The organism is Nocardia noduli (assembly GCF_019038455.1).
Classification (GTDB): domain Bacteria; phylum Actinomycetota; class Actinomycetes; order Mycobacteriales; family Mycobacteriaceae; genus Nocardia; species Nocardia noduli.
Map to the genome: position 1 here is coordinate 31342 of NZ_JAFMPL010000043.1, position 25504 is coordinate 56845.

Here is a 25504-nt window from a genome sequence, read left to right on the forward strand (position 1 = left end):
GGGGGTGCGACGCTGCCCGCCACATCGGGACTTCTATCCCGCTGTCAATCACCAGTTGGTCGCTCGGCCAGGATTGGTGCACCGAGCGTTCTTCGGCGACCCGTGATGGCGGCAGGGCGATCGCGGCGTGCGCCCCCGCACGGTTGCCCTGTAGCACAGGGGATCTCGAAAGCTTGAAGTTTCCGGTGCGCACCCAGGACCAGATGATCGTCCGGTCGGATTGCGGCCGGTTCGGACCCACCTGTACCTCCCTCGGGGGTCGTATCTGACTCAGCGCGGCCAATGTGCCTCGCGCGCGTGCAACTCGAACTCGAACACAAGCAATTCCAACTGGTGTCAGCCCCTCGAAGGAGAACGCCATGGCCAAGAACCTGAGTATCGGCGCGGTCGGCGCAGAGGTCGCGTGGCTACATGAGCAGCTGCAGCGACATGATTTCGACATCCCGGACTCCGAGGTACGCAGCTTGTTCTTCGGGCCGGGCACATGTGAGGCCGTGCGGGCATATCAGCGAGAGCATGAAATCACCTGCAGCGGTGAGGTGGACGACTCGACCATGGCACTGCTGGCCGACGACCCGCCGCCATCCGAAGGCGGGGTCGGGCCGAGTGGCTCGGTACCGATCGCGGCCGAAGAGGAGATGACCGCGACGTTCTGGGTGGTGCACGGCGTGGTCCGCGAGGATGGCGAGCTCTACCCGGATCGGCCGCTGGTGCGTGTCTTCGACGCCGCGCACGTCGGCGGGGACGGCCTCGGTCACGCCACCGCCGGGCGCGACGGCACGTACCGGATCGAGTACGAGCCGCCGCAACCCGGCGGCACCACGGACTTCGCTGTGGCCGTGTCGGCCTTCTCCACCGATGGTCGCGAAATCGGCTTCTCGGCACCCGAACAGCCCGCTGGGCCCGACATGGAGATCGATCTCGAAGTCACCGACCCGAGGCCGCCGCGGCGGGTGCGCGGCACCGTCGTCGACACACAGGGCCTACCCGTTCCAGACCTCATCGTCAGGGTGCTCGACCGTGACATCGGGGCACCCATCGATGTTCTCGGGGTTGTGGAGACCCACTCCGACGGCGCCTTCTCGGTGAAATACCGGTTAGGGAAGTTCGTACGCGACGACGTCGATCCGCCCGTCGCCGATATCGTGTTCGACCTCCGGCAACATGACGAGCTGAAGTTCGACGAGCGGAAGTTCCGTGTCGAACGCCTCCCCGCCGGTGAGGACGACGTGATCACCGCGCCCCTGCCGGTTCCCGATGACGAACTCGTGCTGGGCATCGTCGCCCGCCCCGACGAACTGGTGCGTATCACCGTCACCGACATCGCCGGCACGCCGTTCGGCCCGTCGGAATACAAGCGGATCATCACCGCGCTACTGCCGATCACCAGCCGCCACGACATCGTGGAGTTCGACGAAGCCAAGTACCGCGACATCAGCTTCGCGGCCCGCGAGACCGGCGCCGCCGTCGACCTCATCGACGCGATGGTCGCAGCCCACAAGCTGCAGGTGAGGCTCGGTGAATCGGTGGCGCAGCAAACCTGTTACGGCGTGGTCCGCCACACGGGTGCCCGTACCGTGAATGCAGTGGCAGCGCTTCTGGTTTCGGACTTGATCGATGCGCTCGACACGGCAGTCAAGGTCGGGACGATCGACTCGCTGGACGAAGCTGCAAGCGTCGTCGCCGCTGAGCTGCATCGTGTAGCGGTAAGCAGGGCGCTAGAAGCGGATCCGGCCAACGCCAGTGTCACTACCCCCTTGACACACGCCGTATCGGATTCGGCCGTGCGGGCGTCGGTGTTGTCCATCCTGCTGGCTCCGCAGGAAGGGGACGTGTGGGAAGAGATCGAACTCCAACATCCCCAGGTCGATATCGGTCGACTGCAGTATTCGCTTCAACTGAGCGCGCTGGTGAACGACAACGACAAACTGTTCACAGCGATCACCACCAAGATGCCCAACATCACCGCAATGGACGCATTGGTCCGCCAACTCGATCACGCCACTTTGGTCGAAGCGATCAAGGACGCGAACGCCGTACCCGATGACCCCGCGCCGGGAGAATCACAGGCCGACATGCAAGACCGGCTCGCGCGGTCATTGCGCCGATTGATGGATGCCGCCCACCCTACTGCCGCCGTGGCACGCACGTTCGCGAAAATCCACGAAACCAAACCGAATATGGTCGATGCGCCGACGACAGCGTTTCTCGACATGCTGGCAGTCGAGGGAATCGATCTGGCCACCGCCGATTTGAATGCTGTGACAGCGTCCAAGAAGATCGTACGTGCCCTGACCGACGGGCAGCGCATCGCTGGGCTCGCCGGTGCCCAGCGCGCGCAGCGGCTGTTCCGAGTCAGCGGCGACGCGATGGACCTTGGTTTGCTGGCGTCGGCACTCGATGTCACCGGCAAACCCTTCGGCGGAGCCGTCGACATCGCCCGGCTGGGCAGACCAGCGTTTCTGGCGCGATTCCCGTCGGCCACGCAGGTCCAGGTGGCCGCGCTCGAGCAGGTCCACAGCCGGGCTCAAACGCTGGCCGATTCGCTGGCCGATTTGCTCGTCGCCCAACATCAGGACAACCGTCCCGACCAGATCCGCAGCACGGCTTCCGGGCTGTACCAACCACCGCCCGACACCGCGTTGGTCACCGAAAATCAGGATGCTCGACCTGACTACGTCCAGCTGTCGACCACCGAGGCGATCGGAGATCAGGTCAGGCTCGCGTCCTGGACAAAGATCTTCGGCAGTGAGGAGCAGTGTGAATGCGACGAGTGCCGGTCGGTGATCGGGCCGGCCGCCTACCTTGTCGACCTGTTCGAATACCTGGACAAGCGATGCAAGCCGGACAAGCCGGACGCGATGGGCGTCACATTGCTCGACCGCCTCATCGGCCACCCGACCAAAGGTGAGGGCGGCAGCCCGATCGCCGGGATTCGCCCAGATCTGGCCCATATCGAACTGACTTGTCACAACGTGAACACCACGATCCCGTTCATCGATGTGATCAACCAGATCCTCGAAAGCGTGATCGCATTCGACGGCAGCGTCATCCCGCTCGCGACAGACGGCAACGGCAACATCATTCAGCCCCCCGTGCTGGCACCGAACGAGCTGAGTCCGGGCGTAACCGGGGCGCAGTTGTCGGCGTCCCCGGAACGGATCATCGCGAAGGCGTATAAGAAGCTAGCCGACGCCGTCTGCCCGATCGGGTTGCCCTACGACCGGCAGCTCGACACCACACGCACCTGGATGCGCCAATCCGGTGTGGACCGCGCCACCGCGCTACGCATCTTCCGGCAGCCCGACGACGCCATCGCCGCCGAAACTCTCGGACTCTTTCGGCGCGACTGGGAAATCATCACCGGCAATGCCTTCGGCGGAAGCGCACCAGACCCCGCGCCTCCCTCGGCAGCCGTGTTGTACGGGGTGGCCACCACCGACGCCCTGACAAACGCACGCCAAGTGATGCAGGCACTCGCGATCACCTTCGAGCGTCTGGTGGAGGTGGTGCGCACCAACTTCGTCGGCGGATTGGTCCCCGACGCCAACGACCCCGACACCGCGGCACGCATCCTGCTGACCGTCGAGCAACTCAAGAAGCTACGTACTGCGAACTATCAGACAACCGATCCACAGATCCTGCGTGCGCTGGAGCTCGGTGGGATCACCGGCGACGATGTGAAAGCATTCGACGCCGCCCACCCGGGTAGCACCATCGTGTTGGATCCCTCGATCTCCTGCGACCCGGACGCCGTGGGGCTGCGCCACCTCGACGACACCCCCCTCAAGGATGGCGAATGGTTGCGCATCCATAGATTCGTGCGATTGTCCACCCGCAGCGGCATCGCGCCCGCCGACTTGGATGTCGCGCTCACCGCCATAGGTGCACCCACCGCTACTGATCGCGCCACCCTGCGCCAACTGCGCGATTTGGCGCGGCTGCGCAACTTCCTCGGTGTCGACTGGCCGCGCGCCGCAGCAGTCGTCGGGGGTATCGGAACCCGAGGCCGCACAAATCTCTACGACGAGCTGTTCGTCGACTCGGGTTTGGCGCAGGTCCACCCCCTCCTCGGGCGCGGCCCAGCCGGTGTCCTGGTCCAGGGCGGGCAGGTGGAACTCGCCGCGGTCGCCGAAGCGATAGCGAGTGTCCTGCAATGGACCCCGGAAGTACTGGCAGCAGTCGCCAGCGAACTGAAACTGACCCGCGTAACACTCGCTCACGTATCGACGCTTCACAGAATCGCGATCCTCGCACGTGCGTTGGGTATCCCTGCGGTGGAGACGCTTCGGCTCCACACGTTGCTGCGGCCGAACAATAGCGCGGGGTCCACCCTGCGGTTCCTCGAACGCGCTGAACGCATCATCGGCCTGCGGGTCGGAATCACGGCGATCGAGGCACTCGCTGCCGAACCCAAAACACCGCGGTCGGGAGACCCTGCGGTGGACGCGGCCCAAGCCGCGCGTATCACCCTTGAGACGACCCTTCATGCTGCCGGTACCGGTAGCGAGCCCGCCGAGGCGAGAAAGCTCGTTGTCGATACGGTCGCCAAGGAACTCGAAATCGACCCCGGCTCTGCCCGCCAGCTGGTCGACGCCAGCGGTGACCTCGCCGCCTTGTCGTTCAAACCCAGCAAAGACCAGCTCGATCGTGCGCAGACAGAGCTGATCAGAATTGCCCGTCTGGCCAAGATCATCCGCGCGCTCGCCGGCGCCGGGCTGTCACTGTGTGACGTGCTGGGGCGTCCGAGCCGGCCGGCCAACGTCTCGCTGGCGGTGATGATCCGCTCCGGTCTGTCCGCCACACGCCTGGAAGTCATCGACGACATGGCCCGATTCGCCGACCTCGCTCGGCGGATCGGGCGGCCGGAGCGCCTCGCAGAGGCGGCATCCAGGGTCCTCGGCAACGACTATGCCGCGATGATCTCCGCGATCGCGTCCTGGCTCGACGTCAGTGACAAGAGGGCATCAGCGATACGCAACCTCCGTGGAGCGGCCGGACCTGCTCCGCTGGAGTTCCTCGCCGATCTGGCCGACATGTCTCGAGCCACAAAGCGTTTCGGAATCGAGCCAACCCAGGTAAATCTCGTACTCGGTGAGCCCGTAGCACCGAACGCGGTCGAGACCCTGCTGGCGGGTGTGGCGACACACTACTCGTCGGCGAGCTGGCTGGAACTGTCCAAACAACTCACCGACCCTATTCGGGAGCGCAGCCGCGACGCGCTCGTCGCCTACCTCAAACATCACGAGGTGGGAATTACCGACGACAACGACCTTTTCGCCAAATACCTCGTCGATGTGGGCCGTGACTCATTCGTGCTCACCTCACCGATCCAACAGGCCACCTTCGCTGTACAGACCTTTGTCCAGCGCTGCCTGCTGGGACTGTACGGGCCGGTGATGCGCGACCAGGTCAACAGTGACGAATGGGTTGTCCAGGGCAGTTACCCGGTCTGGGCGTCACGCATGATGACCTTCCTGTGGCCCGAGCAAATCCTCAACCCCGCATGGCGCGACGACAAGAGCCCGGCCTTCATCGAGCTGGAAAACGGGCTGCGCCAAGGAGATGTCACCGAGGCCAACGCCCGCAAAGCTCTCGAGGGATACCTCGACTCGATGGCCGTCACCTCGTCGCTGGAGATCTGCGGCACCTACCTCCAGGACAGGTTCACCGGGGCCGACTCCACACGGTTCATCGCTGTCCTACATATCGTGGGGCGCACCCGCACATCGCCGCGACGCTACTTCTACCGCCGCTACGAAACACATCAACACCACAAAGAATGGACCGACTGGGAGCCGATCACCGCCGATATCGAAGGCATCGAACAAGATCGCGTCCAAGGACGTAAACAGGACTCCGACCCACCTCCACAAACTCCAGGTGTCCATGTGCAGCCGGTGGTCTGGGGTGGTGCCCTGCACCTGTTCTGGGCAACATTGGTACGCAAGGTCGACATACCAAGCGCGCCACCGAAAGCGGATATCGCCGCTCCGAAGATCGAAGGCCGAATCTCCGAACCTTATTGGGAGATCAAACTCAACTACACACGCCGTGACCCAGCAGGCTGGACGCCGAAAACCCAGTGGCCAGCTGTCGTGGAAACATGGACGGCTCCGTACACGATTCACTACTACGTCGGGTTCGGCGGTGAATTCTACGATATGAGTTACGAAGAAACTGCGCGTCCGATCTGGTACGAGCCGGAAGAGTTGCTTCTACATGTCAAGACGGTGCAGGACGACGCTGCCCTTGTGATCTCCGTAGCAAGCCGTTCCGCGACGACGCAATCAGAACTCCTGTTCACGTTTACCACAGCTGGACCGCACGGGCGTACGACCATTAGCCGCGACTGGGGCCTTCCCGGGGGAGATCATCCTGAGTGGAAGGGCACTGTTTCGTCTGATTTCCAGGCTATCTCGGCGAGCGGCGATCTCTTTGCGGTTGCTTCGAGCGACAGGCCCAGCGGCGATCGGCTGCTGACGGCGTCGACACCGATGCGTATCAACAGTCCCACACAAGCTTTCCCGGACCCGATGCGTGTACCGCTGTTACTCGACCTCGGGGACAACGTCTATTTCGCCCAGACCGCGCCTGGAACTACGTCGATTGGCTTGCTTCACCTCGCCAACTTCGAGGACGACAGCCACGCCGTGCATCCGTCCTACAGCGACACTGTGATCGACTCGGTGAGCCGACCGCTGGTCGGCCCAGCAGTGATCGACCAGGCAAAAGCGCAGCAGTTGGCGAGGATCAGAAAGGTTACGCCGCCCGAGTTGATTTCGGCCGCGAAAGCCACCGTGGCTCAATCGCTGAAAGCCCGCAACCCGTGGATCAACGGCAAAGCGCTCGTGGTGGCCACGGCGGATTTCACCTCCCCAAGCGTCGCAATCAATCCACCGTCGACCGTCACAGCTGTCCCCCCAACGGACGCAGCCACCATCGCGACACTTGAACACGAACGGTGGTGGGGCGGAGGTTGGTGGAGCGGTGATTGGGGACTAGGTGAATGGTGGAGCTGGTGGCGGAACAGGACCATCCCCGCCGTCGATCTGACAGTGAGCCCGTTATCCAACCCGTTCGTCAATCAGTTTCAAAACGCACTGCGAACAGGCGGGCTCGACGCACTCTACAAACCTGGGCTTCAGCACACACAACTCGACGCGGCTCAGACGTTCCGGACCCGTTGCGCCCCCGACCCCCAGCGCGTCACCGCTCCCGATACCGAAGGCGTGGAGTTCGAGAGCACCGCGCCCTGCGGCCGCCAACACTGGGAACTGTTCTTCCACATCCCCGCGCTACTGCAAGATCTGCAGCGCGAGAACAAGCAGCTCGACGCCGCACTCGCGACGATCCGACGCATCTACGACCCCCTGTCACCGGTCACCGACCCCAAAGACGTGTGGCGCTTCACGCCGTTCCGCGACGCCCAACCGATCCGAATCGAAGAACTCTTGGCAAAACTCAACCAGCCGCCGGAGGACAAGGAACGACAGGACGTCGAAGCCCAACTCGACCAGATGCGCCTGTACCCGTTCCAGGGCCACAGGATTGCACGACTGCGCCCGATCGCCTACAAGCGATGGTTGGTAACGGAATTCGTGCGGTTGCTCATCGAGCTGACCGACCGCGAACTGCGGGCGTTCACGCCGGAAAGTGTCAACCGCAGCTTCTTGTACTGCCTTACCGCGGCAGCGATCATGGGACAGGCTCCGCAACGGGTTCGCCCCCGAGCAGCGATGGCCCCACGCACCTACGCCGAACTGCGACCACTGCTCGATTCGTCCAGCAACGCATTGCTGGCCGCGGAAACGTATGTCGGGGCCCAGCCGGTGGTGTCATCGGCTGCCGCTCCCGCCCCCGGAGCCGTGGCCCGTATGGCTCGCGCCGCCGCGATCGGCTACTTCGGCATCCCCCGGAACAAGAAACTGCATGCGCTGTGGGATCTTGTCGAGGATCGCCTGTTCAAACTCCGCCACGGCATGAACATCGACGGCGTACGCGTCCAGCTACCACTGTTCCTGCCACCGATCGACCCGGCGGTGCTGGCACAAGCAGTCGCCGGCGGCCAAGACCTGAACGCCGCCCTGCAGATGCTGGGCGCCGAGAGGCCGCGCTACCGCTTCGCCGTCGCGCACCGTGAAGCCGTCGCCGCCGCACAGAATCTCATCACCATCGGCGAGGCCCTGCTTCAGGCGTACACGCAGCGTGACGCCGAATCACTGGCACGGCTCACCGCCACACAGCAGAAAGACATGGCCCAACAAATCCTCGACGCCCGCGCCAAACAGGTCCAAATCGCCGAGGCGGAACTGGCCGATACCGAAGGGCAACGCGAAGCCCACCTGCAGACGTGGCGGCATTTCCGCGACCTGCTCGGCTTAAACCTCAGCGAACCCGGTCCCAGCCCCGACAAGTCCGGCTACGCCGCCGCGCAACGGCAACTCAACCTCGTGCAATCCAGCTCGGTGAACTTCGCTTCACTGCAAGTGATTCCGGACATCGTGAAAGGCGTCGCGTTTCTCGCGAGCCCGTCAACCGCGGCGGGGCTTGCGTTGATCGACGCGAGCGCGGGGGGAGTGACGATGGCGCCCGGGATGATGCTGGCCGAGGAGAAACAAGAGCTCGAATCCTCGTTCGAAGCCGTGAAGCTGAGTTTCGATGCGGCGTTGCTCGAGATACTCGCAGGCGCCCTCGGATTGATACCGAACTTCGAAGGCGCGGTGAAGCCGCTCGGCGCTGGCGCGGCAATTCACTTCGGCGGACCCGCGCTCGCCGCAGCTGCCCGCGCCGCGGCCGGCAACAAGAACACCGCCGGCGGCATGCACCGCTTCCTGGCACAGGTCTACGGTAAGCAAGCCAGCCTGGTGCTACGCGAGCGTGACTGGATCCTCGGCCTCAACCAAGCCGCCGCGCACGTGCACGAGATCGACAAGCGCATCGCGGTATCCAAACTACGCATCGAACTCGCCAAAGCCGAACAATCCACACAGACCCTCGCACTCCAACACGCCGAACAGATCACGACCTACCTGGAAACCCAGAAGTTCACACGCTTCGAACTCTTCGATCAGCGAATCAACCACTTACGCGACCTGTTCCGACGCATCGCCGACATCGGCTTCGATCTAGCGCACGACGCCCAGATCTGCTATCGAGCGGAACGCGATCCGAAGGACTTGACGAACTTTGTCACGGTCGGACCGGCCGCATCCGCCGAGGCCGAGTTGCTCAGCGGCCATCGGCTGATGGCATGTCTGCAGGAAATGAACCGCAGCTTCATAGCCACCTCACCCGTCGGACCACAGCTGACCAAACACATCTCACTGCGCGAGATCGACCCTGTAGCACTGCAACTACTGCGCGAAACCGGAACGACCACCTTCAAAATCGATGAACTGTGGTTCGACCTCGATCACCCGGCCCACTACGACCGGCGGATCGTCAGCGTCGCAGTATCGATCCCGTGCGTCACCGGGCCGATGGCCGGCGTCGGAGGAACCCTCACACTGACCGACGCGTGGCGGCGCCGGACCGATTCCGACGACCCTGGCTTACTGGAACAAGAAACCCCCCTCGTGGGGGTCAAATCCATCGCGCTGAGCTCGGGCCGCGACGACTCCGGCCGATTCGAAATACGTGTCGACGACCCTCTATACCATCCGTTCGAAGGCCTCGGCGCGGTATCACGATGGGACCTGACCCTTCCTGCCATGTTGCGCAAATTCAACTACCGCACAATCTCCGACGTCGTCCTGAGCATTCGATATACGGCCGAGGCCGGTAGCCAGAGCCGAGAAACAAAGTGGATCGAGGCATTCAAGGGGCTCACACAGTTCGGCGGCACAGCAGTGCAGTTGATCAGCCTGCGTCACGACCGACCGGATGCCTGGGCAACATACCAATCCACCGGGAAGCTGCGCCTCCCGGCGCCGGTCGACATGCTCCCGTATGTCTTGCGCCACTTCCGCGGCGTCACACTGAAGCTCGCCAGTGGCGAGGCACAACCGATATTCATCGACAAGGAGGCCGACCCGGGCGACTCGAAGCATGCGGACGCTGACGGAAGTGACCTCGTCGTCGACGATCTCGGCGTAGCCGACCGCAAGACACTCGATGACGTCACGGTCCGAGCACAATTCACACTCACCACCGGGCCCTTGTCACCCTGACTCGACAGCTCATGTTCCCACCCACCACTACCCCCGAATTGAAGTCAAACGCGGCTCGCCGCAACACCGTTCATATGCAGTCCGACTGAACAACAGGACTTCGGGACCGCCCTCGGGATGCTCAGCCCGATACGCTGACGGCGCTCGCTGAACTTTGGCGAGCGCCGTCAACGCTACGAACAATCCTTGACAGAGGCAGCCAAGGCTGCCTGAAACCCTGTCCACCCTTCGGGGTGAACCTCATCGAGCTGACCGGTCCGGCTACCCACGCGGCTTCTGATGGACATTGGACGCATAACAATTCGGCGACATAACTCGGCCGAAAAACCCACCGCGTGGATGTAGGGTCGCGGACCCAAATGTGTTGCACGCCAAGCATCTAGGGGCTGTCCCTTGGCCTTGGCTGAACAGGTGCGCCCGGCCAGGGTGGGCATGACCCCGTTGGCGCGGTGCTCGGCGGAGAGGGGGTAGAAGCCGTGCTCGTCGGGATCGGGATGTAGCCGGGTCGGGGACCGGGTGTCTTGCAGGACGACGATCCCGTCCGCGACTTTCGGTCCGGCGCGGGCGACTTCGACGAAACGCACCCGGCGGGCGGCGAGCAACGGCAGGATATGCTGCGCGACAAGGTCACAGGTCGAGTGCCACTCGTCACCTGTTTGAGCCACCATTGCCACCAGGTTCGACAGATCATCGAGCAACTCCGGTGGCCGGAACCCCGGATCGAGCAGAGTACGGGTAAGTCCCGCGGCGCTGTCGACACCCAATCCGAACGACCAGCAGACAGGCATCGCGTCGTCATCGAAAAGCGTTGCGAGAGGGAATAATCCCTCGGATCCCTCGCCCATGGTGGTCGTTCCTTTCGCAGAGGACGCGGCCCCGGTAGGCACTCGGCCGGACGGCCGGGGCCGGAATCGACAGGCGGAGACCGCCCTCGGTGAGGACCGGGGCTTGCGGATTGCCGCCGGTGTCAGCGGTGGAGGGGGCGGCGCGCGTGCAGGAGCACGGTGTCGGTGTCGGTGCCCGAGGCGGCGAACGCCCCGGCGGGCAGTGGTTCGTGACCGCCGTGGGCGGTGATGAATTCCCGCATCGCTCGGTAGTCGCGGTGGTTGCGGTAGGTGTAGCCGTTGGGGGCCAGGGCCAGCAGCTGCCCGCCGTCGTCGAGCAGGTCCCAGGCGGTGTGGAGGTGGTCCATCCACACGGTCGGACGGCCGGGTAGCGCGAAGGGCGGGTTCATTACCACCGCGGCGTACCGCGAGGTCGCGGTCGCGGCGAATTCCTCGAACCCGTCGATGACGATGGTGATCCGCGGGTCGTAGTCGATGCAGGCGGCACGCGCGCGGTCGGGCTCGACGGCGGTGACTTCCACGCCCGGGTTGGTGGCCAGGATCGCGCGCACCAGCGCGCCGTCCCCGGCCGAGGGCTCGAGCACGCGCGCGCCGGGTGGGAGAGCGGCGATACCGGAATGCTGTCCGGCGACGAGGTGGCGGGCCAGCGGCTCGGGGGTCGCCCAGTACGCCTCGAGGACCTTGCGGTCGGTGTTGGGGGTGCTGCCGCGCGCCAGGGCCGCTTCGATGATCTGGCTCGGGTCGTCGGGAAAGACGTGGGCTCGGGCCCGGCGGTTCCATTTCCCGCCCATGGCCTCGAGGACCCGATCGACTTTCTGGTAGTCGGCCGTGCTGAGCTGCTGGGGCAGGTACAGGTTGCGGCCTTCGATCCGGGCCTCGGCCAGGATCTCGCGAGCGAACTCGGGCACCGGAACCGAGGTACTGACAGCCATCGATGATCACCTTTCACACTGGTCTAGGTAGGGCAGAGAGGGCTCGGCGGCCGGGTATTCGAGCGACGCCGCACCACAGCCGCGCGCCCGTTGGGCCGTGGCGGATGCGAACTTGCGGCGTCGTGTCGGCGTCGGGGCGTCAACGCGATGTGTCGATGAGCAGTTCGACCCATTCCCCGGTGACGGCGAGGCGATAGAGCACGCGGTGGTCTCCGGTCTTGGTGGTGGTGGCGTGCAGCCGGTAGTGCTCGGTCCAGGTGCGCAACTCGTCCCCGGCTGCGGTGACCCGGTGGCGGGCGTCGGGGTCCAGGGACTCGAAGTGCTCGCCGTGGTCGGCCAGACTGCCGGTGTACAAGGTGCCCGCGTAGGACCAGACGTAGCGGCGGGGTTCACTGTGCAGACACCGCGGGTGATGGCGAACATGCACACCGCCCAGGACCGAGGACGCGGACCCGGGACACCCGCAGGCAGCCACCACCCCGGCGGGGTGACTCATGCGCCGGGTTTCCCGGTGATGCGGGCGATCAGGGCTCGCAAGGCGTGCGGTCGTCCGTGACGGGTCTGGGTGTTGAGGTAGGTCGACAGTTCGACCGCGGCGACGAAGGCGTCGCGGAGGGTTTCCCCGAGTTGGTCGACCTCGCTGCGCCTGTCGAGGAGTTGCTGGATCTGCTCGCTCAGCCGCGTGATGTGGGGTCCGGGTCCTGCCATCGCGGCCGGGACCACAACGACACCGAACTCCGTGGCCAGCATGGCCAGCAACTCGCGCGGGGTGGGCATCGGGGCGCGGTCGGCGGCCTGGACCTCGGCGAGGCCCTGCGGGGTCGAGCAGACCGCGCAGTCCTCGCGGGGCTGCTCGTAGCTGCACCGGGTCCCGGTGACCTCGTCGAGGGGATCGCCCTGCTGGATCAACGCGTCCAGACACCAGCGGCCGTTCTCGAACACCATGTACACCTTCACCGCGTCCTCGATCCGATGCTCATCGGGCATGTACGGATCGAAAGCGGGGTCCTCGGCGGCGTTGATTGCGTTGTCAATCAAGATGTTTCGCCTTTCTACAAGTTCAGGTGGGGCATGCGGATCCCGGGTCGAGGGCCGGGCGTGCCGGGACACGGACACAGGACGGAGGGAGAGCCGGGCACCCCGGGGAGGGGGTCGCGGGTTCAGTCGATCCAGTCAGCGCCCGGCCCGGTCCCGATGTCGCTGGCGGCTTCGGCGATGACCTCGGCCATGGACACATCCACCCGGAAGCGGTGCCTGATGTCGGCTTCGACCGCGGCGTACTGCGCTGCCAAATCGGGGTGCAGGCGCGCGGCCCGTACCAGCCCTGACCTGGAGGAATAGATGCAGAAGACACACGATGCGCGTGCGAAACCCGCCCGGTACGAACTATGCGGTCGGGTGCCCGCCGCGGCGACCCGCGCCCACACCGTCTCGAGGTCCCAGCTGTGGATCGGCAGCCAGGTATCGACGATCCGACGCGAGTTCGAGACACTGCCGGTAGGCGGGCTCCCGGCGGTGCGGGCGGTACTGCACCGCGTGCACAGACACGTCCTGCCCGGCTCGTGGACGAAGGCCGCTCGGTTTGATCTCTCGACGGATTCCTGCCCGCGGTGGCCCATGGCGTGGAGCACCCTGATCGGGCGGTCGGTGATCCCGGTGGCGCGAGACTCCGCGACCAGCATCGTGATCACCCGCCGCGCCGGTCCCCTTTTGAAATCACTTGTGCACCAGCGTGTTCGGTGGGATGGCCACTTGCCGTGTTCGGCGACACGGGCGAGCAGATCACCGCCTGTGCGGGCTACCACCTCGTGACGCAGTCCATAGTGCAGGGCGTGCTCCCGCGCGAGAGCGGCAGTTCCGGGCCAATCGGCTCGGCCCATCGAGGCATGGACGGTCGTGACCCGGTCGAGCACATCGAGCCGATGAAACTCCTCGACCAGGACATCCAGCATTGCCTGGCTGTCCTTGCCGCCGCTTCTTCCGCCAGTTCGATTGGGGCCGAGGGCTTACTTGTTCGTGGAATTATTGCAGGTCCACCTCGGCAGTGCCGGAGCAGGGCGGCAACAGATCTGTTGCACCAGTATTGCTTCGAGCGGGTGTGGTTCGTGGTGATGCGAGTGTCTTGGTGGAGACTTCTGATCGTCTCGTGCTGGCGGTGTTCGGGAACAAGCTCTACTGCGCTTTGCCGCGAGCGCACCTTACTGGGGTAGGCGAGAGAATCGCATCAGCCGAGTTTCGGGCTTCGTAGCGGTATATCGTTGGTAGGGAGGGGTTTTCAAGTTCGTGTGCTGAGGCGCTCAAGGAGTGCGGGGGCGTCGTGGCGCATGATCCCTGCTCGGTCCGGCGGGTACTCGGACGTTGCGGGTGCGCGACGGCTTGTTCCGAGGCGGTGCTGCGCGGTCGGATCAGCCGCGCGGTGGTGCGGTCGTCTGGATGGTCGGCGGCAGCGGTTCGGGTCCAGGACCACACGCAACGTGGACAGGGCCTCCAGTCGGCCGCGGTGGAAGGTGTTCATCCCGCGCTGTTCAGAAGCGACGATTCTGGTCGCTGTAAGGACCCCGGCGCGGCCGATCGATATCCTGCCATCGAGGACGACCCGGGTGATGCGCTGATCACCCGGGAGGCGTTCGCGGAGAACACCTTCGGTAGTACCGTGCACGTGGCGCGGAATGGTGAGCAGACCCTGGACTTCCTGTTCCCTCGCGGCGAATACCGCGATGCGCCGCGCCCGGACCTGGTCCTGCTCGATCTGAACCTGCCCAATACGACGGCCGCCAGATCCTGGCCTGCATCCGAGCCGACGCCGATCTGGCGGATCTGGCGGTGATCATCCTGATCGCAGAGTGCCGACTCGTCCGGCCCAGGTCGATTACCGCCATTCGATTGAGCGGCGTGCGTGGCGGTAGGCGGGCGATCCAAATGCCCGGCATCATGACCGATGCGAGTTCCCGTGCTGGTCGCGGTGGCGTCGAGTACCTAACGTCAGACCCTGCTCACCGACTGTCTTGCAGCGGTCGGTAGCACCCGGCGCACCCGGCGGGTTGACCGGATGCTGCCTCCGCTTTATGCTGGGGAGGTATCCGGAGGCAGAGTCCGTTTTATCGTGGGCCCTGGAGCAGTCGGGAGGACGTATGGGTGTCGAGCAGTCGGGTCGTCGGCCGCGTGTGGATGTTGCGCGCAACCGAGTCGCTCTGCTGGAGGCGGCTCAGCGTCATTTCCTGAGGTTCGGGGTCGGTACTTCGCTGGAGGCGGTCGCCAAGGAGGCCGGCGTCGGGCCGGGCACGTTGTATCGGCACTTCCCCAACCGCGAGGCACTGCTCGCGGCGGTGTTGCAATCCCGTTCCGAAGAACTGGAGGCACGTCGAGCCGATATCTCGCAGCTCGACGACGCGTCGGAAAGACTGCGGCGATGGCTGCGCGCGATGGAGGAATACTTCAGCGCGTTCAGCGGGTTGCCAGAACCGCTCATGGCCGCGGCGAGAGCGCTGGATCCGGACAACCCGCTGACGGTGCCCTGCGAGAACATCATCGCGACCACCGACGAGTATGTGCTCGCCGCGCAGCTCACGGGACAGGTGCGGGCCTCGGTGACCGGGCGTGACTTGTTCCTGCTGGCCGTCTCGGTGGCATGGACCATGGGTGCCGCTGGGGTCGACCACGAGGTGCTCGACCGTCTGCTGACACTGATCGAGAACGGCTACCGCGAACAAGACGACAAGCGGTAGAGCGGATCGTCCTCCACACCGGGTAGCTCGGGATCCGAGGTGGAACTGTCGCGTTCGTGTTCGGTAACGCCCGCGACGGAGTCAGGTGTCCATCGGTGCGCGAATTCATGGAACCCGGTGTTGTGGTTGGCCGCGCGTTCGGCCCGGGATCTGTAGGGCCGAAGACTCGGCAGAGGCTGTACCGAGGCTCGGCCGTTGGGGCCGCAGCGAAGTGTCCGCACAGTCTCGTCTGATGAATGAAAAGGAAAAGCAACCCAAGGAGTTACTGGATGAAGATAGGCATTCTCGGGGTCGGACATATCGGTAAGACGCTCAGTCGGGAGTTGAGCGGGGCCGGACATGATGTGAAGGTCGCCAACTCGCGCGGGCCCGACACGATCGACGCCACGGCCCTGGCCACGGGAGCACGTGCGGTACCCGCCGCCGAGGCCGTGAAAGACGTGGACGTCGTCATCCTGTCCATACCGCTGAACCGCGTTCCCGAGATCGTGGCGTTGCTGGGCGGTGTTCCCGCCGAGACGGTCGTCATCGACACCTCGAACTACTACCCGGGGCGTGATTCCGAGATCGCGGCCATCGAAGCAGGCCAGGTCGAAAGTCTCTGGGTCGCGCAACAGCTCGGCCGCTCGATCGTCAAGGCATGGAATTCCATCGGCTCGGACTCCTTCGCCCTGAAAGGTACGCCTGTAGGGACTCCGGGACGTGTGGCGCTCCCGGTCGCGGCCGACGACGACAGCGAACGCGCGGTCGCCATAGCGCTGGTCGAGGACACCGGATTCGATGGATTCGACGCCGGAGCGCTGGCGCAATCGTGGCGCCAGCAGCCCGGGGCGCCGAGTTACTGCACCGATCTCACCCGCGAGGAACTGCGCGCCGCCCTGGCCGGCGCCGAAGCCGCGAGACTGCCGAAGCGCCGCGACCTGGCAGGCGCCGCCATCGCCGAAAGGTTCGGCGAAAGGACCAACCCCGACTCCGAGTACGGCGTGCGCCTCAGCCGCGCGTTGTTCATGTAGCCATTCGGACACGATGAAAAGGAAGGAACACGATATGAGGATTTCCGTTATCGGCGCCGGAGCCATCGGCGGCAACATCGCCCGGCGACTCGCCGAGGCTGGACACGAGGTACTGGTCGCGGATGCCCGCGGACCGCAGGCAGTCGCCGCCGACGTCCGACAGTCAGGCGCTCGCGCAGTCGAGGTGGACGCCGCGACCCACGACAGGCAGGTCATCGTCGTGTCGATCCCGTTCGGCAAGCAGCCCGAGCTCGCCGACCTCCTCGCCGGGGTTTCCGACGACACGGTGATCGTCGACACCTCGAACTACTACCCCGCCATGAACGGCCATGTCGAGGCGGTCGACAACGGACAGGTCGAAAGTGTGTGGAGCGCGCAGCAACTCGGCACACCGATCGTGAAGGCATGGAACGCCGCACTCGCGGGAACACAGCAGACCAAAGGACTGCCCCCAGGGACTCCGGGGCGCATCGCCATCCCCGTCGCCGCCGATTCCGAACGAGCACGCCGAACCGTCATGCAACTCGTTGACGACACGGGCTTCGACCCCTTCGACGCCGGGGTGCTGGCCCAATCGTGGCGGCAACAACCGGGCACGCCCGCCTACTGCACCGAACTGAACCTCGAGGAACTGGGACAGGCCCTGGCGGCGGCCGACAAGGACGAAGCGTCCCGCACTCGTGACCGGCTCTGGGAGCATTTCGCGAGCCTCACCGAGGCGCCCTCACTGGATCAGACCGTCGCGATCAACCGCGCCGCACACCACCGCCCCAGCTAACTGCCGACAACCTCTCTCCGGGTAGGAGAGATGCCGTGGTCGGCCCGTGGCGATGTTGCTATCTCATGCGGTCATCTTTACGCCGACCAACAGCAAGCCGAGCACTGGTTCCTCGCTACTTTGACCACCAGCTGGGTGCGGGGTGCGAATTTGGCCGACGGCGAATCTGCCGCGGCCCCGACCGTTCTCACCAGAAACGGGTGGGAGTCGCCCATACATACAGATCCCCCGTCAGGCGGTGCAGGCGATAGGTAGTGCGGAGACGATCACGCTCGTGCGGGTATGAGTACTCAGCCATCATCAGCAAGGAGAGCAACGTGAAGCGCATTGGAATCATCGGCAGCGGATCGATCGGAGCAGCGGTCGCTCGGCTGGCTATCGCGGCCGATTACGAAGTGTTGATCGCCAATTCGCGAGGACCTGAGTCGCTCACGGACTTGATCGACGAGCTCGGCCCCCGGGCACAGGCCGGGGAGGTCCGTGCGGCAGCGGAGTTCGGCGACATCCCGGTCCTGGCCGTACCGCTGGCCGCGTACCCGAACCTGCCCATAGACGCCTTCGCGGGAAAGTCGATCCTGTCCACGGGTAACTACTACCCTCACCGGGACGGTCGCATCGAGGAACTGGACACACTCGAGAGCACCACCGCCGAGTACGAGCAAACACTGCTCCCGGACACGCTCATCGTCAAAGCCTTCAACAACATCCTCTTCCCCCACATCCCGAACCTCGCCAACTCCCTCCCGCGCACAGCACTGCCGGTCGCCGGAGACGACACCGCGGCCAAGAACCGCGTCTGCGACATCGTGAACGCGCTCGGATTCGACACGGTCGACGCCGGGACGCTCGCGGAGTCGTGGCGCTTCGAACCGGATTCCGGTGCCTACACGCCGATCTACGCCGCCAGCGCAGACGGATTCAAAAACGATTACCTCGCCGACCCCGGGGCTCCCGTTTCGGCAGGCCGTCTGCGCACGCTGCTTACTGCCTCGCATCGCCCTGATGTCGGGGCGCGACAGTTCTGACGCATAAGAAGACCGACCTCCAGGAGGGGATGGGCCGCGAACGTGCGGTATAGGCCGTCATCCGATGAGACAACACGAATGGAACGATAAAATGCCACGTCTGAACAGCAAGATCGCCCTCATCACCGGCGCTGCCAGCGGCATCGGACTCGCCACGGCGCAAATCTTTGCTGCCGAGGGAGCCAAAGTCGTCGTCACCGACGTATCGCAGGACGCGCTCGCCCGCGCCCTCGAAGACATTTCCGCCTCGGGAGCAGAGGTGATCGCGCACGTGCTCGACGTCAGTTCACCCGAGGACTGGAAACGGGTCATCGCCGACGTCACCGCTTCATGGGGAACTATCGACATCCTGGTCAACAACGCCGGGATCGCCCTCCCCAAGGGCCTGCTCGATACTGAACTCGACGAGTGGAACAAGGTTCTTGCGATCAATGCGACAGGCACCTGGCTCGGTATGAAAAACGTCATTCCCGTCATGCAGGCCGCAGGGCGTGGCGCGATCGTGAACGTCTCGTCGCTCGCGGCCATCATCTCCGGTCCGGCCGACGGCGGCGGCGCTGCCTATTCCGCCTCGAAGGGCGCAGTCCGCTCCCTGACCAAGCACGCAGCGAACTATTTCGCTGCCGACAGCATCCGTGTGAACTCGGTTCACCCCGGCCCGATCTACACAAGCCTCATCAAGAACTACGACATCACCAAGGAGGACGCTGCGGACCCCGTGAACTCGGTTCTGCCACCGCACATCGGCGAATCCTCCGACATTGCCTACGGCATCCTGTATCTCGCATCTGACGAGGCGAAATTCGTCACCGGCGAAGAACTGATCATCGACGGCGGCTACGTCGTCCATTGAGACGAGGCCAACCCCCGCCTCCCTTCGGGTAGTCCACCACCACGCATGGCCGAGCGGCCACCCGAACTCTGGATTCGAGCGGAGATATCTCCGTATAGCGCGCAACCGACAGACGAACAGCTCGGAGCTGCACACGGAAAAGAGGACATGATGACCAGACAAATGATTATCGGCATGCATCTGGGCAACGGGTACGGCAACCTGCCCGGTGCCTGGCGCGCCCCGGCGGTCGACCCCACGAGCTATACGAGTTTCGACGCGAAGGTCCGGCATGCCCAAGCGGCCGAGCGTGGAAAGCTCCAGTTCCTGTTCCTGCCGGACGGTCCCAGTCACGTCGGCGACATCGAGAATGAGCCACCCAACTTCAATCTCGACGTCATGGTTACGTTGGCAGCTGTTGCCCGCGAAACGAACCGGATCGGCCTCGTCGCTACTGGCTCGACCACCTTCAACGAGCCGTTCAACCTCGCGCGACAGTTCAAGGCGCTGGATGTCATGAGTCATGGACGGACCGGTTGGAACGCCGTCACATCGAGCGGCGAGGACGTCGCGGCGAATTATGGCGCACGACTGCCGTCCAGCTCCGAACGCTACGGGAGGGCGCATGAGACGGTCCAGCTGGTACAGGCTCTTTGGGGCAGCTGGGGAAAGGCTGCATGGGTGCACGACAAGGCGACGGGCCGCTTCGCGAACGCCGAGCAGGTCGCTCCCATCAATATGGGCGGCAATTTCGTCGCCTCGCGCGGGCCGCTGTACATTCCTCCCTCCGAGCAGGGGCAACCCGTCATCTTCCACGCCGGAGGCAGTCCGAACGCCCTCGATCTCGCCGGCCGCTAGGCCAGTGGCGTCATCGGCGCGGCTTTCACGATCGATGATGCGCGTGCGCAGCGCACCGCGTTTCGGGAAGCAACCGAACGCGCCGGGCGGGACCCGGACGAGCTCAAATTCTTTGCCGACCTGATGACGACGATCACGAGCGATAGTCGAGAAGGTCTCGATCGCCGAATCACCCTGAGCGGACGAACATTTCCTCAGCGCGCGTCCTATCTCGGACGGATGCTCGGCCTGCGCCTCGATCCTGCGCGGCTCGACGAGCCACTATCGCCGGAACAGTTGTCCAAGGCACGGCCGTCACCGGCCGACCCCCGCTCGGTCCATGCACTCGAGATCGCGCGTGAAGGCTGGACGCTCCGCGACGTGCTCGCGCACGGTGTCATCGATTACCACCCAGTCATCGTCGGACCGGCCGCCAACGCCGCTGACCACATGCAGGAATGGTTCGAGGCAGACGCGGTCGACGGCTTCTGGGTCTCGCCGGACATCTACGAGGACGGGGTTGACGCCTTCGTCGATGGCGTGGTGCCGATCCTCCAGGATCGCGGGCTGTTCCACCGAGAATATGACGGCGCCACCCTCCGAGAACACCTCGGGGCACCGGCCCGATATGGAGTCGATCCACGCGTCACGCGGTGACTTCGATCGAACCATCCGCAAAGCCGTGCGCGCCCGCGGACACTTCCTCAACGAGACCGCCGCGCGGAAATGTGTCTACACGGCTTTTATGAGCCTCGACTTCACCCGCGCAGGACGTGCACGGTGGACCATGAGAGGGAAAGCGCGCCCCTGAACGCCTTCCGGATCGCCTTCGAGAGCCGCCCGATCCCCACCAGCCACTGCAAGAGTTCGACAACCAAGATCAGCCGTCGACTGGACAGACCCAGTTGTTGGCAGAACGGATCGGCTCCGCTGTCGCGGTGGCCGAGACCGCACCGAGTACCAGGGTCGAGCAGGCACCGTGACCAAGTGTCGAGCTTCATCAGGGATTATCCTGCTTGTGGACCGCGTCCCGGCTCGTCAGCGCGGCTCTACCGACACCGGATCGCCGCAACTGTCGGGTAGCGCGATCAGTGAGCACGGTGCGGGTCGGCGCGTGGGCCGGTAGGTGGCGGGCACTCCGTGGTGTTCGGTGATCTCGCGGTATGCCGTCACCGCGACGGTCGGTCGGCGGGTCAGGGCCGGGTCGTGGACGGCGTCGACGCTGTAGAGACCGAATCGGGGACCGTATTCACCCCACTCGTAGTTGTCGGTGAGGCTCCAGTAGTTGTAGGAGACGATGTTGATGCCGTCTCGGCGTGCGCGCTGAATCCAGTAGACGGTGTCGCGGAGGTGGTCGTCGCGGCGGTACCCTTCGGCACGGTTTTGATCCGCGTCGGTGGCCAATCCGTTCTCGATGACCCGCAGCGGCTTGTTCGGGTATTTGGCGGCGAAGTAGCGCAGCACGTAGTACATGCTTTCCGGTGATTGCGGCAGATTCCAGAACGAGCCGCCCGAGGTGACGAACGACGACAGTTCCGACGGCGCGATCGAGTAGTACTGGTCGACGCCGATGAAGTCGAAGGAATCGACCATACGGTCGGAGAACACGGCTTCCAGTGCCGGTTCCACACCGGGCAGTGGGATGTAGGCGATGTTCGAGGAGACCTGGCCCCCGGGCTGCACGGCATGGATGTGGGTCGTGATCGCCCGATGAGCCGCGATGATCCCATCGACCATGAGCCCGGTGTTCGCCGGCGCCAAACCGCCGTAGGTCAGTTCCCGCCGGACGTATTCGCTGGGCTCGTTGAAGGTGATCCAAATCGGCTCGGCCCAGGTGTAGCGATCAACGACACGTCGCCCGAAAGCGGTCAGGGATGCGGCCATCTCCGGGTTGTTCCACCCCCCACGATCGACCGCCCAACCGGGATGGACCCAGTGATTCAACGTGATCATGGGACGCATGCCCGAGGCCACGATGCGGCCGATCACCGCGTCGTAGAACGCCCAACCGGCCGCGTCGTCGACACCGGGTTGCGGTTCGACGCGCGACCACTCCACCGACAAGCGGTAGTTGTCCACACCGATCGAGGCCGCCCTGGCGACGTCGCCCTCGTACTGGTGGAAGAAGTCCACGGCGTTTCCCACCGGCTCGTGCAACTTCCCTTCGTTGCCGTAGCGCAGGTAGTTCGAGTCCTGGTTGAAACCTTCGGACTGGAAACCGGATTGAGCGACACCGAACTCGAAGTCCGCCGGTAACGCGGGAAGGTCTTCGGCCGCTGAGGGCGCCGCAAGAGCAGTCAGAGCCAGCACCGAGACCACTGCGGACAGCATCGCGGTGACAGTAGTCGATTGACGCATAACTTCCTTCGTTCGGAACTCACGAAACTGCGTCGTGTCCCTCCGCGTCGGGCAGTGGACCGAAGTGAACAGTGATCAGGCCGTGAGTGCGGCTCGACCGACACGTCATTCAGATACGTTGATGTATCCAGATACGTCGATGTCTTCGGGTATTGTTGTGTTCGGACCGAGCAGTGTCAAGGAGGCACCCGTCAGAGAAGGTCGAACATGCCCCGGTTGACCCGCGCCGAGAGCATGCGGCGCACCCGCAACCTGCTGCTCACCGCCGCCGAGGAGGTCTTCGCGGAAAAGGGCTTCACGCAAGCTTCCCTCGAAGACATCGCGGACAGGGCCGGGTACACCCGAGGTGCGGTCTATGCGAACTTCACCAACAAGGAAGATCTGTTCCTCGCGCTTCTCGGAGACTGGCTCGATCGCGACATCGAAGAGAGCGAAGAAATTCTGGCTCCGGGCGGTGACGCCATGCAGACAGTCGACACTCTGCGAGGCAGAGGCGGCAATCGCTTCGCCGACCGCGAACGTTTCGTGCTGATGCTCGAATTCCGGCTCTACGCGATGCGAAATCCTCTGGCGGCACAGGCATTACGCGACTACGATAGAAAATCGCGAGACTGGTACGCGCGTTCTACCCGGCGCGTGATCGAAGGAATGGGACTGCCCCTGCCCGCACCCGCCGAGCAAATGGCACTGGTGGCACTCGCTCTCGAGCACGGTATAGCTCTGCTCGCCCACACCGATCCCGAGGCGATTTCTCAGGACTCCTATCTGGACGCGGCGACGCTGCTGGGCACGGCACTGATCAGCGCTGCCGAGAGAGAACGCAGCGCGCGGTAGTCGGCTCGACCCAGGCACCATCGCGCACCCAGTACAGCCTGCCGGGCTCAGCCCGCCGCCGTCGGCGAAGCACTCCGGCGCCCACGGATTGCGCATGCGTTCGGATAATTGACCGATGGGTCCGCTATCCGGTGCACTCGGCGCGGTGGCGATCTCGGGTGCCGCCGACCGTCGTGCCGCTACCCTCACCGCAGTTGCGGCCGCTCGCTGCGCAATCAGATACAGCGTCAGTATCTGCGAGTCGAATCGGCCGGCAGGCACGCCGCGATCCACCCGCGTTCGACAACGGCGCACACGAAGACGACGGGCGAGGTATCGACGTCCGCCGCCTCGGCAAGGCGGATGAGCGGACTTTCGTCCACCGGCTCAACGCGGCAGTCCACACCAGCGCCATGGGCCAGGCGGTCGAGGGTCGACTTGCAAGCCCGCCGGAAACGGCGGCCGGGCGGTCACCCCTGGCCGGCCTCGGCCGCGGCGGACACCTCGGCCCACTCCTGCCAGCCCTTGATCCGGTCGGCGTAGAGCGGAGGGACGATCTGGAGGGGGAAGGTACCGAAGAAGACCCGCGACGGTGGGGTCTCGGCGTCGACGACCTTCAGCAGCGCGGCGCCGACACCCGCCGGGTCGGGATTGGGGATGGTGGCGAAGCCGGCGTGGACCGTCTCCCGGAAGCTGTCGTAGGCCGACAGCGGTGCGGAATGAGCCGAGGACGCGTTGAACTCGGTGCCGAAAGGCCCGGGCTCGACAACGGTGACCTTGATGCCGAAGCCGGCGACTTCCTGGGCCAGGGAGTCCGAGAGTCCCTCGACCGCCGCCTTGGAGGCGGTGTAGCCGCCCGTGGTGGGGTAGGCGGCAAGGGCGATCAGGCTGGAGATGTTGATGATGTGGCCGCTGCCCTGAGCGCGGAGGTAGGGCAGCGCCGCCTGAACGACCCAGAGGGTGCCGAACACATTCGTCTCGAACTGGGCGCGGACGTCGTCTTCGGTCAGCTCTTCGACCATGCCGAACAGGCCGTAGCCGGCGTTGTTGACGACGACGTCGAGGCGGCCGAAGTGTTCGTGGGCCCGCCGGACCGAGTCGGTCACGGCAGCCTTATCTGTTACGTCCAGGGGTAGCGGCAAGATCGCGTCGCCGTGGATGGCGACCAGATCGGCCAGCGCGTCGGTGTCGCGGGCGGTCGCGGCGACCTTGTCGCCGCGCGAGAGCGCGGCCTCGGTGAACCGGCGGCCCAAGCCGCGGGATGAACCGGTGATGAACCAGATCTTGCTCATGAGAAGCACTCCTCGATAGGGATACTGAAACAACAAAAGAGACTCTATACCAATACGGAACTCAGTACCACTTGGGTTCTGTGTACTACACTCACGAGATGGCCGAGACATCCAGGACCGCGCGCTCCACGCTGCGGGAGCGGACACGAGCCGTGATGCGCGAAGAGGTCATCGAGATCGCGTTCCGGCTCTTCTCCGAACAGGGCTTCGACAAGACAACGGTCGAACAGATCGCCGCCGAGGCAGGCTTGTCGCGCACCACCTTCTTCCGGTACTTCGGGACCAAGGAGGAACTCGTCCTCGGCAGAATGAGCGAGTTCGGTCCCCGGATCGCCGCTGCGCTGGCCGCCCGCCCCGCCGACGAGGGGCCCTGGGAAGCGCTACGCCGCTGCTTCGACGTGATCACCGAGCCGACGGCCGAGGAGCCCCAAACCTTCCTGAACCTGATGCGGCTGCTCGACGACGCTTGCGCCCTGATGACCCGCCAGTGGGAGAAGACACAGGGCTGGCACAGCCTGCTGGTGCCACAGATCCGCCACCGACTCGGTGGTGATCCGGAATCCACGCGCGACCTGCGCGCCCACGCCCTCGTAGGCTCAGCAATCTCCTGCCTGGACGCCGCAACCGACGCCTGGACCGCGGCCAGCGGAACCACACCGTTGTCCGAACTCCTCGACCAGGCCATGGGCGTACTGGTCGAGCCACCCGCATAACCCCGAGAACGAGCAGCGTGCCCTGGCCGTAGCACCATCGGGCTGGGGCGACTTGCCGCCCCGGTCACTGCTCGGCCTTGCCAGCAGTTCCGGCGCCGAACCCACCCGATCCGGAACGAACTCCAACCACGGCAACGTGCACACCGCCACCCCCAACCGACCCCTGGGC

Annotated in this window: 17 protein-coding genes and 2 pseudogenes; 11 read left to right on the forward strand and 8 right to left on the reverse strand. The window is 64.7% G+C overall.

Translation table 11 applies throughout. From position 1 onward, the window contains the following. The first annotated feature begins 359 nt into the window (after positions 1-359). Positions 360-10172 (forward strand): Tc toxin subunit A-related protein, encoded by a 9813-nt coding sequence (locus tag JZ792_RS22320; protein ID WP_216912978.1) that lies wholly within the window; start codon positions 360-362, stop codon positions 10170-10172. Positions 10173-10345: 173 nt separating this feature from the next. Here the strand turns inward: JZ792_RS22320 and JZ792_RS22325 are convergent, their stop codons facing one another. The 5 genes and pseudogenes from JZ792_RS22325 to JZ792_RS22345 all read right to left on the reverse strand — a co-directional run. Beyond that, positions 10346-11017, reverse strand: a complete 672-nt coding sequence (locus JZ792_RS22325; protein WP_216912980.1) for a hypothetical protein — start codon at positions 11015-11017, stop codon at positions 10346-10348. A 122-nt stretch (positions 11018-11139) separates the two neighbouring features. After that, on the reverse strand, positions 11140-11949 hold the full coding sequence (locus tag JZ792_RS22330) for a methyltransferase (protein ID WP_216912982.1): 810 nt from the start codon (positions 11947-11949) through the stop codon (positions 11140-11142). A 139-nt stretch (positions 11950-12088) separates the two neighbouring features. Continuing rightward, positions 12089-12445 (reverse strand): hypothetical protein, encoded by a 357-nt coding sequence (locus tag JZ792_RS22335; protein ID WP_216912984.1) that lies wholly within the window; start codon positions 12443-12445, stop codon positions 12089-12091. After that, complete coding sequence (locus JZ792_RS22340) at positions 12442-12987, reverse strand: hypothetical protein (RefSeq protein ID WP_216912986.1); 546 nt, start codon at positions 12985-12987, stop codon at positions 12442-12444. The genes JZ792_RS22335 and JZ792_RS22340 overlap by 4 nt, the downstream gene beginning before the upstream one ends. 122 nt (positions 12988-13109) lie before the next feature. Further along, positions 13110-13913, reverse strand: a pseudogene (locus JZ792_RS22345) (adenine nucleotide alpha hydrolase family protein); the annotation flags it as partial. A gap of 576 nt (positions 13914-14489) precedes the next feature. Here JZ792_RS22345 and JZ792_RS22350 point away from each other — a divergent pair. The 8 genes and pseudogenes from JZ792_RS22350 to JZ792_RS42150 all read left to right on the forward strand — a co-directional run. Further along, a pseudogene (locus tag JZ792_RS22350) lies at positions 14490-14784 on the forward strand (response regulator); the annotation flags it as partial. 296 nt (positions 14785-15080) lie between these two features. After that, positions 15081-15674, forward strand: a complete 594-nt coding sequence (locus tag JZ792_RS22355; RefSeq protein ID WP_216912993.1) for a TetR/AcrR family transcriptional regulator — start codon at positions 15081-15083, stop codon at positions 15672-15674. A 269-nt stretch (positions 15675-15943) separates the two neighbouring features. Then, positions 15944-16687, forward strand: coding sequence for an NADPH-dependent F420 reductase (locus JZ792_RS22360; protein WP_216912994.1), 744 nt, complete (start codon positions 15944-15946; stop codon positions 16685-16687). Between the two features lie 13 nt (positions 16688-16700). Continuing rightward, positions 16701-17465 carry an NAD(P)-binding domain-containing protein gene (locus JZ792_RS22365; protein ID WP_368858164.1) on the forward strand — a complete coding sequence of 255 codons (765 nt, stop codon included), beginning with the start codon at positions 16701-16703 and terminating at the stop codon, positions 17463-17465. 254 nt (positions 17466-17719) lie between these two features. Further along, positions 17720-18490: an NADPH-dependent F420 reductase gene (locus tag JZ792_RS22370; protein WP_308165402.1), complete on the forward strand. Its 771-nt coding sequence runs from the start codon at positions 17720-17722 to the stop codon at positions 18488-18490. Positions 18491-18581: 91 nt separating this feature from the next. Further along, a complete protein-coding gene (locus tag JZ792_RS22375) occupies positions 18582-19343 on the forward strand; it encodes an SDR family NAD(P)-dependent oxidoreductase (RefSeq protein ID WP_216912997.1) in 762 nt (253 codons plus the stop codon). Between the two features lie 150 nt (positions 19344-19493). Continuing rightward, positions 19494-20180 carry an LLM class flavin-dependent oxidoreductase gene (locus JZ792_RS42145; RefSeq protein WP_254190165.1) on the forward strand — a complete coding sequence of 229 codons (687 nt, stop codon included), beginning with the start codon at positions 19494-19496 and terminating at the stop codon, positions 20178-20180. A gap of 219 nt (positions 20181-20399) precedes the next feature. Beyond that, entirely contained in the window at positions 20400-20816 is a 417-nt protein-coding gene (locus JZ792_RS42150) for an LLM class oxidoreductase (RefSeq protein ID WP_254190166.1), read from the forward strand. 101 nt (positions 20817-20917) lie between these two features. Here JZ792_RS42150 and JZ792_RS43005 read toward each other — a convergent pair whose 3' ends face one another. Continuing rightward, the gene (locus JZ792_RS43005) at positions 20918-21160 is read right to left on the reverse strand and encodes a hypothetical protein (protein WP_216912998.1); all 243 of its coding nucleotides are present in this window, start codon (positions 21158-21160) and stop codon (positions 20918-20920) included. A 37-nt stretch (positions 21161-21197) separates the two neighbouring features. Next, positions 21198-22490 (reverse strand): family 1 glycosylhydrolase, encoded by a 1293-nt coding sequence (locus JZ792_RS22390; RefSeq protein ID WP_216912999.1) that lies wholly within the window; start codon positions 22488-22490, stop codon positions 21198-21200. Positions 22491-22733: 243 nt separating this feature from the next. On the opposite strand from JZ792_RS22390, the gene JZ792_RS22395 reads away from it, so the two are divergent. After that, on the forward strand, positions 22734-23351 hold the full coding sequence (locus JZ792_RS22395; RefSeq protein WP_216913000.1) for a TetR family transcriptional regulator: 618 nt from the start codon (positions 22734-22736) through the stop codon (positions 23349-23351). Positions 23352-23800: 449 nt separating this feature from the next. On the opposite strand, the gene JZ792_RS22400 is transcribed toward JZ792_RS22395, so the two are convergent. Continuing rightward, entirely contained in the window at positions 23801-24622 is an 822-nt protein-coding gene (locus JZ792_RS22400; protein WP_216913002.1) for an SDR family NAD(P)-dependent oxidoreductase, read from the reverse strand. Positions 24623-24720: 98 nt separating this feature from the next. Between JZ792_RS22400 and JZ792_RS22405 the strand changes: the two genes are divergently transcribed. Next, the gene (locus tag JZ792_RS22405; protein WP_216913004.1) at positions 24721-25335 is read left to right on the forward strand and encodes a TetR/AcrR family transcriptional regulator; all 615 of its coding nucleotides are present in this window, start codon (positions 24721-24723) and stop codon (positions 25333-25335) included. Positions 25336-25504: the final 169 nt, after the last annotated feature.